Source organism: Campylobacter sp. BCW_4323 (genome assembly GCF_001763115.1).
In the GTDB taxonomy this organism is placed as follows: Bacteria; Campylobacterota; Campylobacteria; order Campylobacterales; family Campylobacteraceae; genus Campylobacter_D; species Campylobacter_D jejuni.
In genome coordinates this window covers 48,972-64,029 of sequence record NZ_MJYC01000036.1, presented here as the reverse complement: position 1 = coordinate 64,029, position 15,058 = coordinate 48,972, and the positions used below count along the sequence as shown (strand labels likewise).

12 protein-coding genes and 3 pseudogenes are annotated in these 15,058 nt (G+C 31.3%); 5 read left to right on the top strand and 10 right to left on the bottom strand.

All coding sequences use genetic code 11. The features are described 5' to 3' along the window. Window positions 1-213: 213 nt before the first annotated feature. From AJN60_RS09925 to AJN60_RS02260, 8 genes and pseudogenes are all read right to left on the bottom strand, one after another. A pseudogene (locus tag AJN60_RS09925) lies at window positions 214-831 on the bottom strand (bacteriohemerythrin). Between the two features lie 175 nt (window positions 832-1,006). Continuing rightward, window positions 1,007-1,663 (bottom strand): LutC/YkgG family protein, encoded by a 657-nt coding sequence (locus AJN60_RS02290; protein ID WP_002932947.1) that lies wholly within the window; start codon window positions 1,661-1,663, stop codon window positions 1,007-1,009. Further along, complete coding sequence (locus tag AJN60_RS02285; RefSeq protein WP_070285799.1) at window positions 1,656-3,095, bottom strand: LutB/LldF family L-lactate oxidation iron-sulfur protein; 1,440 nt, start codon at window positions 3,093-3,095, stop codon at window positions 1,656-1,658. The genes AJN60_RS02290 and AJN60_RS02285 overlap by 8 nt, the downstream gene beginning before the upstream one ends. Continuing rightward, on the bottom strand, window positions 3,092-3,832 hold the full coding sequence (locus AJN60_RS02280; RefSeq protein ID WP_079396804.1) for a (Fe-S)-binding protein: 741 nt from the start codon (window positions 3,830-3,832) through the stop codon (window positions 3,092-3,094). Before AJN60_RS02280 ends, AJN60_RS02285 begins: the two co-directional genes overlap by 4 nt. 120 nt (window positions 3,833-3,952) lie before the next feature. Further along, window positions 3,953-5,635: an L-lactate permease gene (locus tag AJN60_RS02275; RefSeq protein ID WP_070285798.1), complete on the bottom strand. Its 1,683-nt coding sequence runs from the start codon at window positions 5,633-5,635 to the stop codon at window positions 3,953-3,955. A 171-nt stretch (window positions 5,636-5,806) separates the two neighbouring features. Then, a pseudogene (locus tag AJN60_RS02270) lies at window positions 5,807-6,347 on the bottom strand (cytolethal distending toxin subunit A/C). 36 nt (window positions 6,348-6,383) lie between these two features. Then, window positions 6,384-6,990 (bottom strand): annotated as a pseudogene (locus tag AJN60_RS09845) (cytolethal distending toxin subunit B family protein); the annotation flags it as partial. 16 nt (window positions 6,991-7,006) lie between these two features. Then, on the bottom strand, window positions 7,007-7,189 hold the full coding sequence (locus AJN60_RS02260; protein WP_070285061.1) for a toxin: 183 nt from the start codon (window positions 7,187-7,189) through the stop codon (window positions 7,007-7,009). Between the two features lie 159 nt (window positions 7,190-7,348). Between AJN60_RS02260 and AJN60_RS02255 the strand changes: the two genes are divergently transcribed. Genes AJN60_RS02255 through cydB form a run of 3 tightly spaced genes read left to right on the top strand, consistent with a single transcriptional unit; the run spans window position 7,349 to window position 10,269 of the window. Further along, entirely contained in the window at window positions 7,349-7,582 is a 234-nt protein-coding gene (locus AJN60_RS02255) for a DUF4492 domain-containing protein (RefSeq protein WP_002851632.1), read from the top strand. Continuing rightward, window positions 7,583-9,145, top strand: coding sequence for a cytochrome ubiquinol oxidase subunit I (locus AJN60_RS02250; protein WP_070210683.1), 1,563 nt, complete (start codon window positions 7,583-7,585; stop codon window positions 9,143-9,145). It abuts the gene before it with no gap. Next, on the top strand, window positions 9,145-10,269 hold the full coding sequence (gene cydB / locus AJN60_RS02245) for a cytochrome d ubiquinol oxidase subunit II (RefSeq protein WP_002860923.1): 1,125 nt from the start codon (window positions 9,145-9,147) through the stop codon (window positions 10,267-10,269). The genes AJN60_RS02250 and cydB overlap by 1 nt, the downstream gene beginning before the upstream one ends. 193 nt (window positions 10,270-10,462) lie before the next feature. Here the strand turns inward: cydB and AJN60_RS02235 are convergent, their stop codons facing one another. Next, on the bottom strand, window positions 10,463-11,158 hold the full coding sequence (locus AJN60_RS02235) for an aspartate/glutamate racemase family protein (protein WP_070285797.1): 696 nt from the start codon (window positions 11,156-11,158) through the stop codon (window positions 10,463-10,465). Window positions 11,159-11,277: 119 nt separating this feature from the next. After that, entirely contained in the window at window positions 11,278-11,973 is a 696-nt protein-coding gene (ung, locus tag AJN60_RS02230) for a uracil-DNA glycosylase (RefSeq protein WP_070285796.1), read from the bottom strand. Between the two features lie 275 nt (window positions 11,974-12,248). Between ung and aspA the strand changes: the two genes are divergently transcribed. After that, window positions 12,249-13,655, top strand: coding sequence for an aspartate ammonia-lyase (gene aspA / locus AJN60_RS02225; RefSeq protein WP_002854440.1), 1,407 nt, complete (start codon window positions 12,249-12,251; stop codon window positions 13,653-13,655). Between the two features lie 16 nt (window positions 13,656-13,671). Then, window positions 13,672-15,009, top strand: a complete 1,338-nt coding sequence (locus tag AJN60_RS02220) for an anaerobic C4-dicarboxylate transporter (RefSeq protein ID WP_044794035.1) — start codon at window positions 13,672-13,674, stop codon at window positions 15,007-15,009. Window positions 15,010-15,058 lie beyond the last annotated feature (49 nt).

Below are 15,058 nucleotides of genomic sequence, written 5' to 3'. Positions count from 1 at the left end.
TGAAAAATGGACATTCTTTTTCTATTGTTTTTAAGTTTGAGCTATATTCTATTGGGAAAAAATTTTCACAAAATGAGCATTTTGTATCTTTGGTTAGTATAGGATAGGAATAGTCAAATTTATCCAAAATAAAATATTTTATTTTTTATCCATTAAATTTCCTTCTTTTTCTAACTTATACTTTATTTATTATTTTAACGCATAAATAGTTAATTAGAAATTTTCTGAATATTTTTTATAAAACTGTATGACTTCTTTACATTTTTTACATTTAAATTTTACACCCTTAAGTTGAATTTTTGATGAATTCCAAAAGGTACATCATGCATTTGTCCTACGCATTCACATGTATAAAGATAAACTGCATTTCCATCATCTTTTTCTTCTTTGACTTCTTCAAAGCTTACCTCCTCCATCATCTTCAGAAGCTAAAGAAGATCTTCTGTATTGTTCAACTTTCATATCTTCATAGAGTATATGTTCTAAAAGCAATTTTTTAGAAACTGTGTAAAGCTTCTCTTTTAAATCATTAGTGGTTTTTATGTTTTGTATAAGATAAGACATATCATGAATGATATTTTATACATGATTTTGTGTTCATTTAAACAAGGATAATGAATTTATTGCATATAATCTTCTTCGTTGCTAAAATGTTCTTTTATTATAGTTAAAAAGTTCTATTAAAATTTCTTTTAACTCATCTCTTTGAACAAATTTATAAACCATATTTTCTATTTTTGCTGCAAGTTCAAAAAGTTTTTGGTGTTGAATGTCAATCATTGTGTCATGAATACTGTATTTTTCATTCCAAGTTGGAATTAGTTTATCCAAAAGCACCTTCTTTAATTTTTGTATTTAAAATTAATTTCATATATTTGAGTGAAATATTATATTTTATTAAAATATTATTAATTGAAAATTATTTATTTTATTTATATTTGTATAATATAAAAAATATATATATAATTAATATTAAAAATTAAGACTTACTGATTCTAGTATAGAATCAGTAAATAATAATATGTGCAATTTGTGGCCCATGAACACCAAAAATAGTGATAAGTTCTATATCTGCTGTTCTTGAAGGCCCTGCTATAAATAAGATATTAGTAGGTAAGATTTCATTTTCTTTTTTTACTAAATTTAAAGCCTCGCTAAGACTTTTAACAACATTTTCTTTTTTAAGTAGCACTATACAAAGTTTAGGTGCAAGGCTTAGCATTCTAGGTTGAGTTTTGCTTGAAGGTACAAGTGCAACTCCGTGAGAGCTTACCCCTGCTCTTGCATGAATGATGGAAAAATCACTATGAAAAACCTCAGATCTTAAATTTTCGATTTCTTTATCAAAGCAAATCTTTTTTTCTGCTTTGATTTGTTCTAAATTTAAATTTAAATCTAGCCCATAAATCATACTTTTAAAGTCATATTTTGCGATAATTTCATTGATTTTTTCTTCTAAGGTATCTTTAGTGGCATTTTCAACGATGTATTTGTTATCATTCATTTTTTGTTTCATTTCTGCAAGCATATCTTGGGTGGTTTGGATATGTTCTACAGGATCTATACTTTCAATGCGTGTGAACGTTGTTTCTTTGTAAGCTTTTTTAAGATGTTCTAAAATACTTGCTTTACTTTTGCTTGAAATTTCATCGATTTTACTCATAGCTTACTCCTTCTAGTTTTTGCACTTCTTTATAAAGATCCATTTTAATTTGAGGTAATTCTTTAAAAGCGTGCCATTTTTTAATCACAGGTAAAACGCTTGCGAAATTTTGTACCGTCCAGTTGAAATAATGTGCTTTTGAAAGTGAAAAACGCCATTTATTGCCATTGGTTGCGATATTTTTAAATTGTTTAAAAGCAAAGGCTTCTAAGGCATTGCGATGAACATTATTTGCTCCTAAAGGTGGATTTTTACCTTGTCCTATTTTATCACATCTTAATTTGCGAATAAGATCAGCCAAAGGAATTTGCACTGGACAAACTTCAGAACAACGCCCACAAAGTGAACAGAAATTTAAAATATCTCCTGTATGATCTATACCAAAAATATTAGGACTGATTACTTCTCCTATAGGTCCTGGATAAGTGGTTTGATAGGCATGTCCGCCGATTTGATCATAAACAGGGCAAAAATTCATACAAGCCCCACATCGAATACAACGCAAAGCCTCATAATAATCCTCATGAGCTAACATTTTAGAGCGATTGTGATCAAATAAAATCACATGCACTTCTTTAGGACCATCTAAATCCCCATTTTTTCTAGGACCTGTGATGATATTGTTATAAGTTGGTATAAATTGTCCTGTGGCTGAAGGAGTGAGTAAAGAAACCATAGTAGCCGCATCTTCAAAGCTTTCCATGACTTTTTCTATGCCGCAAAGTGCGATATGAATATCAGGTGCTGTAGTGCACATTCTACCGTTTCCTTCATTTTCTATAAGCCAAAAAGCTCCTTCTCTTGACATGGCAAAATTGACCCCACTAAGTCCAAGCTTTAAGCCTTCAAAATCTTTTCTTAAATGCTCTCTAGCTACCGCATTTAAACTTTCAGGTTCATCGTTTTCTAAATTTGCTCCTAATTTTTCTTTGAAAATTTCTCCGATTTCATGGCGGTTTCTATGTATGGCAGGTACAACTATGTGTAAAGGAGGCTCTTCATTAAGCTGTAAAATAAGCTCTCCAAGATCGGTTTCTATAGCTTTTAAACCTTTTTTTTCTAGGTAGTGATTTAGGCCTATTTCTTCGCTTGCCATAGATTTACCTTTTAAAAGCTTGGTAATATTTTTTTCTTTCATGATTTCATAGACGATTTCACAGGCATCTTCATCACTACTTGCCCAATGCACTTTAATGCCATTTTTTGTAGCATTTTTTTCAAATTCTAAAAGCCTTTCTTCTAAACTCATTAAGGCATTGTTTTTAGCTTGTTTAGCTTTAGCTCTTAAACCCTGCCAGTCTTTAAATCTAGCATCAATAACATTGAGTCTATTTTTTTGTAAAGTATGCATGGCAGTCATTAAATTTTCTTGCATTTGCTTGTCATTGAGTTTAATTTGAACGATTTGTTCGTGAGGAATTTTTTGACTCATAGTCTTTCTCCTTCCAAGCGTTTAAGTAAAAAGTCATATAAATGTATGCCTTTTATATCTAAACCCATTCTTTTCATTGTGCCATCTATGTTTAAAAGACAACCTCCATCGCCACTGATGAGATATTTTGCACCGCTATTTTGTATATCTTTAATTTTACTTCTTACCATAGCATTTGAAATTTCAGGCTCTTTTACTGAAAAAGTTCCGCCAAAACCACAACATTCTTCCTCGTATTGAAGTTCTACTAATTCTACATTTTTTAGTTTTTTGATAAGATTTTTACTCGTTTGTATGCTTTTTTGCACTCTTAAAGCATGGCAATTAGAATGCCAAGTTACTTTTATAGGTGCACCTTTATCTTCATAATCTACTTTTAAAACTTCATCAAGGTATTGTGAAAGTTCTATGACTCTAGAGCTAAAATCTTTGACTTTAGAAAATTCAGGTTTGTTTTTAAAAAGTTCTTTATAGTCATGACTCATCATACCCGCACAAGATCCGCTTGGCACAACGATGGGGTAATCTTTATCAAATAAATCCACATTATATAAAGCAATCTCACGACTTTCATCGAAATAACCTGAGTTAAAAGAAGGTTGAGCGCAACAGGTTTGATTTTTTTTAAAAATCACTTCAATACCTTCACGCCTTAAAAGTTTTATTGCATTTAAAACGCTTTGTTGCATAGCAGCACTTCCTAAGCATGTGGCGTAAAAATACACCTTTTTCATGATCTCTCCTTTTGGGATAATTTAGGATAAATATTCTAATCCTATAAAAATAAAAGCAAAGTAAATTTTCCAACAAATATTCTAAAAACGAATATTTGTTGAAGCAAAACTTAAATTTTTTAATTATTTCACTATAACTTCAGGGATGATTTCTTGTAAGAAAAAAGCTATAATGCAAGTCCAAATTCCTATTAAAATAATAAAAGCTACAGAATATTTTAATGTGAATTTGAAAAGATCAGATTCTTTTCCTACAAGCCCAACTGCTGCGCAAGCTATAGCAATGCTTTGTGGACTGATCATCTTTCCAACGACCCCACCTACTGAATTAGCTGCTAAAAATAAAGCTTCACTAACACCTAGTTTTTGAGCACTTACTTGTTGCAAGGTTCCAAAAAGTAAATTAGCACTTGTATCAGAGCCTGTTAAAAATACCCCTATCCAACCAATGATTGGTGAAAAGAAAGAAAAAGCATTACCTGTGTGTGCAAAAGCAAGCCCTAAGGTAGTGCTCATACCGCTATTTTTAGAAATAAAAGCAAAAGCCACAACCAAACCTATGGTAATACAAGGTATAGCCATTTCTTTTAAGGTAACCCAAAAGCATTCTGCAGCATCTTCGGCTTTGATTTTTAAAATAGCTATAGTTAGAAAAGCGGCAAGTAAAATCGCTGTTCCTGCTTGAGCTACGGTTTTTCCATTGATTAAATCTACGCCCAAGGCCAAAGATAAAGGCTTAGCTTCTCCTATGCCTGTGATAGAAGGGCTTAAAATTCCAGTTGTGATATTGCTAAATTGTAAAGTAATGCTTGTATAGCTTAAAATTCCGTCCTTATCAAAGAGAGCTTTAAACCAAGGTTGTGTCCAAATGATAATACAAACAATAAGTAAAATAAAAGGCGACCAAGCTTTTAAAATTTGATTAAAACTTAAGGTGTTATCTTGAGTGAAATTGCTTTCATTATCAAATCTAAAAATATTTTTTGGTTTCCAAAATTTTAAAAATATAGTTGTAACCGCTAAAGAAACTACAGCTGAAATAATATCAGGCAATTCCGCTCCTAAATGATTTGAGCTTAAAAATTGAGTAGTTGTAAAACTTAGTGCCGCAACTAAAATAGCTGGAAAAGTTTCTTTGACGCCTTTAAATCCATCCATTAAAAAAACTATGAAAAAAGGTATAGTAAGGCTTAAAGGAACTAGCATTCTACCTACCATGGCAGAAACTGAATGCTGTTCTATACCAACAAGATTTGCCATAGCAATAATAGGAATTCCCACTGCACCAAAAGCAACAGGAGCGGTATTTGCGATAAGACAAAGCCCTGCAGCTTGCAAAGGACGCAAACCAAGTCCTACTAAAAGTGCAGCGGTTATAGCCACGGGGCCACCAAAACCTATAGCACCCTCTAAAAATGAACCAAAACAAAAACCTATTAAAATCACTTGAATTCTATGATCCGGAGTAATGCTCATCACGCTTTTTTTAATGATTTCAAAAGAACCCGACTTGATGGAAAGTTTGTAAAGAAAGATTGCCGCGATGATAATCCAAGCTATAGGCCACATACCATTTGTAAAGCCTTGAATAAAACTTGCACCCACTAAATTCCAAGGCATTTTATAGGCAAATAAAGCTACCAAAGTAGCAAGTATAACAGTTAAAAAACCTGCTTGATAACCTTTAAGTTTTAAAACAACCAAACAAACTAAAAAACATAGTATAGGTAAAAATGCCACTAAAGCACTTAGCCAAATGTTTGAAAAAGGGTCGTAAACTTGTTGCCATGTTAAAATTTGCTCCAATTTTTCCTCCTTGATAATTATTTATGTATAAATTTATTGTAACAAAAAATTAAATTAAAATAAAAAAATTATAGAGTAAAGTAAATTACATTGTGTTGTTATTGATTATTTTGTGTATTTTTGTAATATCATAAATATTAAATAAATATAAAAATAGAACAAGAAAAAATCTTATTCTAAAGGGGTAGAAGCTGTTAAAGGTGGAGTTTATAATCATTAGTTCGTTTGCTTCATAAAAAATTAGGATCTAAGGTGCAATGGGCTATTCTAAAGCGTTTTTGTGTAGGAATATTTGGATTAAAAAGTTACCATACATTCATCAGATTCCAAAACCAAAGAACGAATTTGCACAGCTGAAGTTGTTGTTGGCATTCATAGAAAATACAGTTTCTAGTTTACCATCTTTTAGATTATCTTGACAAGATTTTGCTCCAAAGGTTCCATCTTCTAAGATAACCAAACAAAGATCGCTTTCCTTTGGATTTGTAAATTGCACATAACCAAAAGGAAGTTCATTAGCTAATTTATCTTTTTGTTTTAACTCATCACTTAAAACAATTTCTTTAATATTCCAATTTTGATCAATAGGATCTTTTGAGATATCTCTAAAGGCACTTAAAAAAATTCCCGTTTCTAAACTTCTTATAGAAACCATTTTGGTAAAATCTTTCAAATCTCCAGTAGGAGTTGCAAAGGCTAAAGTTATAAACATAAAAAATAAAGCAACAATTTTTTTATATTAAATGTCCTAAAATTTTCTAAAATTAACTGGAAAATGATCTTAAACTTGCAAGCATCAAAATCACAGTTAAAAGTGGTGGAGTATAGGCTTGTTGTCTGTTTAATTGCCTGTAATTGCATAATCAATAGTCCCTCCGTTTGCTTGAGTTGCACTAGTTGGAAAAACCACTCTAATTTTATTTGCTAATTCTCTATCCACTGTATTTGTTATAGTAGAAGGATCACGGTTAAAATCCCCTGCTATCATCCAGTTAACTTGAGGTATATTTGCAAAATGTGTATTTATGGGCTGTGATAATTGCTCCTACATCTGTTCCTTCATTGGCTAAAGCATAGATATTGAAAAAAGCATCACTTCCATCGCGAATTCCTATAATGGGTCTTGAAACTATAGCTAAATTTACACGATTAGCTTCTACATCAATGTGAGAATAATAAATAAAAACCCTATCAGGTCTTGAAAGAGTCCTCAAATTCTACTCATATTCGTCAATAGGCGTTCCACTTTGTTGCACATGGCGTCCTATTGGAGTGGCTATTCTTAGTAAAGTTCCTATTTCTTGTATCATCAAGACATCTAAGGGGTTTGCTCCACTTGCAAGTTGTCTTACTGCATTATTGTTGATGCTACTAGTTAAAGGTGGGGTAAATAGGAGTAATAAGTACTAAATCAGCATTGCTAATTAAACTTGGAATTTCTTGATTGGTAGGAAAAATAGGTTCAAAATCCAGTTTTAAAGAGTGAGTATCTTCAAATTCTCCAAATGAACACCTCAAAGGATTTACATTTTCAAAATTTAGAAGAACATGCATTAAAGAAAAAAATCATAAAAAACATAAAAACTTTAATTTTTTGCATTAAAAACCTTGATTATGTATTTAAATTTTTTAAGAAAATAATAACATAATTTTCATTATAATTTTCCGCTCCTTAAAATGTTTTATTTTGTTGTTTTTAAAGGTAGAATTTACATGTATCTTAAACACTTATATTTTAGTATTTCTCAAATTTTTAATTTTTACAAAGAAGGTTTTAAAAATTTAACTCTTGGAAAGACCCTTTGGAAAATTATCTTTATCAAACTTTTTGTTATGTTTGTGATTTTAAAACTTTTTGTTTTTGATGTAAATTTTAATTCTATTTTTAAAAGCGACAAAGAAAAAAGCACTTTTGTACTCAAAAATCTTACACTCGAAGGAAAATAAATGAACGAATTTAGTAGCGTTGATTGGTCAAGAGCGCAGTTTGCTTTAACTGCACTTTATCATTTTTTGTTTGTGCCTTTAACCTTAGGCTTATCTTTTATCATTGCTATCATGGAGACTATCTATGTAAAAACTAAAAATGAAAGATGGAAAAAAATCACCAAATTTTGGCTTTCATTATTTGCTATAAATTTTGCTATCGGTGTAGCTACAGGTATTATAATGGAATTTGAATTTGGAACAAACTGGGCAAATTATAGCTGGTTTGTGGGAGATATTTTTGGTGCACCTTTGGCGATTGAAGGTATTATGGCATTTTTTTTAGAGGCTACTTTTTTTGCAGTTATGTTTTTTGGCTGGGATAAAGTAAGTAAGGGTTTTCACTTACTTTCAACTTGGTGTGTGGCTATAGGAAGCAATCTTTCTGCTTTTTGGATTTTAGTGGCAAATGGTTGGATGCAATATCCTGTAGGAATGAGCTTTAACCCTGATACAGCAAGAAATGAAATGCAAAGCTTTTTTGAAGTAGCACTTTCTCCTGTGGCTATTTCAAAATTTTTACATACCATAGGCAGCGGTTATGTGATTTCAGCTTTATTTGTAATAGGAATTTCAGCTTGGTTTATGTTAAAGGGACGCCATATTATCGAGGCTAAAAAAAGCTTAGTTGTAGGAGCTAGTTTTGGTTTGGTTTGTTCAATCTTTTTGTTTTTCAGCGGAGATGAAAGTGCTTACCGTGTAACTCAAACTCAACCTATGAAACTTGCAGCTATGGAAGGGGTTTATCAAGGTGAACATCGTGCAGGACTTGTGCCTTTTGGAATTTTAAACCCTAAAAAAACCATAGACAATAACGAAAGTGTGTTTTTATTTGACATTACTATACCTTACGCTCTTTCTATATTAGGAAACCGTGATCCAAATTCTTTTGTTCCAGGAATTGAAGATTTAATCTATGGAAATGAAAGCAAAGGTATAGAACCTATGCAAAATCGTATCGATAGAGGAAAAATCGCTATACAAGCTCTAAAAGACTATAAACTTGCTAAAGAAAACAATGATACAATAGCTATGGCAAATCACAAATCTATTTTAGAAACTCATTTTAAAGATTTTGGTTATGGATATTTAGAAAAACCAAGTGATACTATTCCGCCTGTGGCTTTAACTTTTTATAGCTTTCATATTATGGTTGCTTTAGGAAGTTTTTTCTTTTTACTTTTCATTGTTACACTTTATCTTACTATGGCAAATGATATTGAGAAATTTAGAAAAGTACTTTGGGTGTGTTTGTTATCCATTCCATTGGGTTATATCGCCGCTGAAGCAGGCTGGATTGTTGCTGAAGTAGGCAGACAACCTTGGGCAATTCAAGACTTACTTCCCGTACATATCGCAGCAACACAACTTGGAAAAGTCAATGTTCAAATTTCATTTTGGATTTTTGCAGTACTTTTTACAGCCTTATTGATTGCAGAAGTTAAAATAATACTTACTCAGATTAAAAAAGGTTTTGACGCACATGCAGGACATACTCCACTTATGGGCAAAGGAGAAAAATAATGTTTTTTGGTTTAGAACTTGAAGGTTTGCAAATTTATTGGTGGTTGATTTTAAGTTTGCTCGGTGGACTTTTAGTTTTTATGTTTTTTGTCCAAGGTGGACAGACTTTAATCGATGAGCTTAGCAAGGATGAGCTTGAAAAAACCATGCTAGTCAATTCTTTAGGGCGTAAATGGGAGCTTGGTTTTACAACTCTCGTACTTTTTGGCGGAGCAGCTTTTGCAGCTTTTCCACTTTTTTATAGTACCAGTTTTGGCGGAGCTTATTGGGCTTGGCTTTGTATTTTATTTTGTTTTATTTTACAAGCTGTGGCTTATGAGTATCGTAAAAAAGAAAATAATGTTTATGGCTCTAAAACCTATGAAATTTTTCTTAAAATCAATGGATATTTAGGGGTATTTTTAATCGGAGTTGCAGTAAGTAGCTTTTTTAGCGGTTCTGAATTTATCTTAAATGAGCATAATTTTGTTTCTTGGCAAAACCCTTTGCACGGCTTAGAACTTTTACTCAATCCTTTTAATTATCTCTTAGGCTTAGCTTTGGTATTTTTAGCAAGGCTTTTAGGCGCAGCGTATTTTATGAACAATATCAATGATGAGAATATCAAAATAAGAGCTATGAAAAAACTTATGATCAATAGCATTTTGTTTTTACCTTTTTTCTTAGGTTTTTTAGCGTGGATTTTTTTAAAAGATGGTTTTAGCGTAGATGCCAATGGAACTGTAAGCATGAGTGCGAATTTGTATTTATATAATTTCTTAAATCAAATGATTTTTGCTATCTTGCTTGCTATCGGTGTGATTTTAGTGCTTTTAGGTATGATTCAAGGAGCAAAAGGTTGCTCTAAAGCTATTTTTACCCTAGGACTTGGAACGGTTTTAACAGTTTTTGCTTTATTATCAAGCATTGGTTTAGGTCAAAGTGCTTTTTACCCATCTTTAAGTGATTTGCAAAGTTCTTTAACTTTAAAAAATGCAAGTTCAAGCTATTATACTCTAAGCGTCATGGCTTATGTGTCTTTACTTGTACCCTTTGTTTTAGCTTATATTATCTATGTTTGGAATGCAATGGATAAAGTAAAAATTACACGTGAAGAAATCGCAAACGATGATCACGCATATTAAGGAGAAAAAATGTTACATGCTTTGTTTTTATTGGCTTGGCCTTTAGTAATTTATCTAAGCTATAAATTTATAATGCTAAATATCAATCAATTAGAAAAAGATAGCAAACTATAAAGCAAGATAAGATTTAAACCGATATAAGTATAAATCTTTTCAAAATATTGCAATTTGCCCATTTTTGGGCATCTTTTAATCATAAATCTTTTAAAGCTTCATTAGCAGCATCAAGGGCGTGAATAAGGCTTGTGTCAAAAATTTTAATATTTGTATCATTTTTGGATATTAATAAACCAATTTCAGTGCAAGCTAAAAGCACTCCCTTTGCCCCTTTTTCTTGTAGTTTTTTTATAATATTTAAATATTTTTCTTTAGAATCTTGCTTGATTTTACCTTTGCAAAGCTCATTAAAAATAATATCATTAACGATTTTTATATCTTCATCACTAGGAGTAATAACGCTAATATTTTCTTCAATCAGTATTTTTTTATAAAAATCCTGAGTCATTGTGTATTTAGTACCCAATAAACCAATTTTTTGTATGTTTTCTTGTTTTAAAGCCTTAGCAGAGCTTTTTGCAATATGCAAAATAGGGATATTTATGTTTTGTTGAATTTCATCAAAAACCTTATGCATAGTAATAGTTGCAATTATTATAAAATTAGCCCCTGCAAGTTCTAATTTTTTAGCACATTGAGTCAAAATTTGTGCAGCTTCTTGCCATTTATCTTGGCTTTGTAAATTTTCTATTTCTTCAAAATTAACACTGTAAAGTAAAATTTTTGCAGAATTTAAAGATTTTAATTTATCATTTATAGCTTGATTTATTGTTTTATAATAAGTAATAGTGCTTTCAAAACTCATTCCGCCTATAATACCAATGGTTTTCATTTTTCTCCTTAAGAATTAATTTTTGAGTTGTTTTATTACAATATATTTCATAGAAATACGATTTATTTTTAAACAAATAAATATATTTTAATATTTTTATTAAAATTTAAAATAATTTTTTAAACTATTTTCCAATCTACAGGAATTTTACCAACTTTTTTTAAAAATTCATTAGCTTTTGAAAAATGCTTACAACCTAAAAATCCTGTTCTAGCTAAAGGGCTTGGGTGGGCCGCTTTTAAAATCAAATGCTTAGTATTATCAATCAAAACCTCCTTGCTTTTTGCGTAATTTCCCCAAAGCATAAAAACAAGCCCTGATTTTTCATTGCTTAATTTATGTATTATAGCATCACTAAATTCTTGCCAACCCCACGAACTATGACTAGCTGCTTTACTTGCTTCAACGCTAAGAATAGAATTTAAGAGCAAAACTCCTTGTTTTGCCCAAGAGCTTAAATCTCCGCTTTTTACTGGAGTGATGTTTAAATCATTTTGCACTTCTTTAAAAATATTATTAAGACTTGGTGGGATTTTTACATTTTTTGGAACCGAAAAACTAAGCCCCATTGCTTGGTTTGGTTGATGATAGGGATCTTGTCCTAGGATAATAATTTTAATTTCTTTTAAGGGACATAAATTAAAAGCATTAAAGATTAAATTTGCAGGCGGATAAATAATTATATTTTGATCAATCGCATTTAGGTATTGTTTTTTGATTTCTAGAAAATATTTTTTTTGAAATTCGTCTCTTAAAAATTCTTTCCAGTCATCATTTATTTTAATCTTATCTATGTTTATTGTAATTTCTTCCATGTTATCCCTAATTATTTAAATTATTAAAAATTTTATTCTAGCAAAAAAAGCTTGCAAAAATATATTAATTTTTTTTGAAGTAAATAAAATTTTTTATATTAATAAAAATTAAATATAAAGACATAATTTAGGATATAAAAATACTTAATTTATTATATTTTGAAAGTATTTTAATTATTAACCAATTATTAACTAAAAATGCAATATCATTATTTTATGATTTAAATCAAAAATTTTTGATTTTAAATTAAAATACTTTTTATGAAAGGTTCAAAATGGGAACAAGAAAAGAACATGATTTTATTGGGGAATTGGAAATCTCTGATGAGGTTTATTATGGAGTGCAAACTTTTAGAGCTGTTGAAAATTTTGATATTTCTCATGATAGATTAAAAGATTTTCCTCGCTTTGTTAGAGCTTTGGCTAGAGTAAAAAAAGCTGCAGCTATGGCAAATCATGAATTAGGTCTTTTGGATAAAAATATCCAAGATGCGATTATTAAAGCGTGTGATAAAATTTTAGAAGGCGGGTATTATGATCAATTTGTAGTAGATATGATCCAAGGAGGTGCTGGAACAAGTACAAATATGAATGCTAATGAAGTTATAGCAAACATAGGACTTGAACTTATGGGTCATAAAAAAGGTGAATACCAATATCTTCATCCAAATGATCATGTTAATTTAAGCCAAAGTACTAACGATGCTTATCCTACAGCTTTACACCTTGCTTTGCATGATTATTTAAGTGATTTGGCAAAAGCTATGGAACATCTAAAAAAAGCTTATGAGAGAAAAGCTGAAGAATTTAAAGATGTTCTTAAAATGGGTAGAACCCAACTGCAAGATGCTGTACCTATGACTTTAGGTCGTGAATTTAAAACTTTTGCCGTAATGATAGGTGAAGATATACAAAGAGTATTAGAAGCTAGAAAATTGATTTTAGAGATCAATTTGGGCGGAACTGCTATTGGAACGGGAATTAATTCTCATCCTGATTATCCGAAGGTTGTAGAAAGAAAAATAAGAGAAGTGACAGGTTTTGAATATACTGTGGCTGAGGATTTGATCGAGGCGACTCAAGATACGGGAGCTTATGTACAAATTTCAGGTGTTTTAAAACGTGTTGCAACAAAACTTTCTAAAGTATGTAATGACTTAAGACTTTTAAGTAGTGGTCCAAAATGTGGTCTTAATGAGATTAATCTTCCAAAAATGCAACCAGGTAGTTCTATCATGCCAGGTAAGGTAAATCCTGTTATTCCTGAAGTAGTTAATCAAGTTTGTTATTTTGTTATTGGAGCAGATGTAACTGTAACTTTTGCTTGCGAGGGTGGACAATTACAACTTAATGTTTTTGAACCAGTTGCAGCATATAGCTTATTTAATTCTATTGTAATGCTAGAAAAAGCAATGTATACTTTAGCTGATAAATGTATAGATGGTATTACTGCAAATGAAAAAATTTGTTCAGACTTTGTCTATAATTCAGTAGGTATAGTAACAGCTTTAAATCCTTATATTGGTTATGAAAATTCAGCTTCTATAGCTAAAGAGGCAATGAACACTGGAAAAAGAGTGGCTGATATTGCGCTTGAAAGAGGGCTTTTAAGTAAAGAACAAATTGATGAAATTTTAACACCATCAAATATGCTAAATCCTCACATGGAAGCTAAAAAATAGCATTTTAGGATTTAATATGGATATAATGATAATTTTGCAAGTAATCGTCCTTCTTGGGGCAATTTTTATCGGTATTCGCCTAGGCGGTATTGCTATAGGTTATGCTGGAGGATTAGGTGTAGTTATACTAGGACTTGTTTTAGGTATGAAACCTGGTAATATTCCTTGGGATGTTATTTTAATTATTGCTGCAGCTATTGCAGCAATTTCTGCTATGCAACAAGCAGGTGGACTTGATTATATGGTAAGGGTGACAGAAAAAATTTTAAGATCAAGCCCTAAATTTATAAATTATTTAGCTCCAGCTTGTGGATGGTTGCTTACAATCTTAGCAGGAACAGGAAATGCAGTATTTTCTTTAATGCCTGTTGTAGTTGATGTTGCAAAATCTCAAAACATAAAACCTAGTGCTCCACTTTCATTAATGGTTGTTTCTTCACAAATTGGAATCACTGCTTCTCCTGTGAGTGCAGCTGTGGTTTATATGAGCGGCGTTTTAGAGCCACTTGGATGGAATTATCCAACTTTAATTGGAATTTGGATCAGTACAACTTTTATAGCTTGTATGCTTACAGCTTTTATAGTGAGTTTAATCACTCCTATGGATTTAAGCAAAGATAGCGTTTATCAAGAACGCTTAAAAGCAGGACTTGTTAAAGATGCAGGAGCTATTTTACATGGTGAAGATAAACCAGGTGCTAAACTTTCAGTAGGAATTTTCTTGATCACTGTTTTGGCAGTTGTACTTTATGCAACCGCAATTTCGAGCAATATTAAATGGATCGATCCTGTTGTGGTTCCAAGAGATGCAGCTATTATGAGCTTTTTACTTACTGCAGCAACTTTGATCACTTGGCTTTGTAAAGTTGAACCAGGTAAAATTCTTGATACCAGTGTATTTAAAAGTGGTATGACTGCTTGTGTTTGTGTTTTTGGTGTAGCATGGCTTGGAAATACTTTTGTTGCAGGACACGAAGCTTCTATTAAAGAAGTAGCAGGCGACTGGGTTAAACAAACCCCTGCTATGTTAGCAGTTGCATTTTTCTTTGCAAGTATGCTTTTATATTCTCAAGCAGCAACCGCAAAGGCCATTGTACCTGTAATTATCACCGCTTTAGGAATTTCAGCAGCAAATCCGCATGATTCTTATATGCTTGTAGCTTGTTTTGCAGCAGTTTCGGCACTTTTTGTGCTTCCAACTTATCCAACCTTGCTTGGTGCTGTGCAAATGGATGATACAGGAACGACTAGAATTGGTAAATTTATATTTAATCACTCTTTCTTTATACCAGGAGTTTTAGCTATTGCAATTGCTGTAGCATTAGGCTTTGTATTAGCTCCTATGCTTATTTAAATCAAACCCTAGGTTTTTCTCTCCTAGGGTTAAAATTTTTTCATTAGTT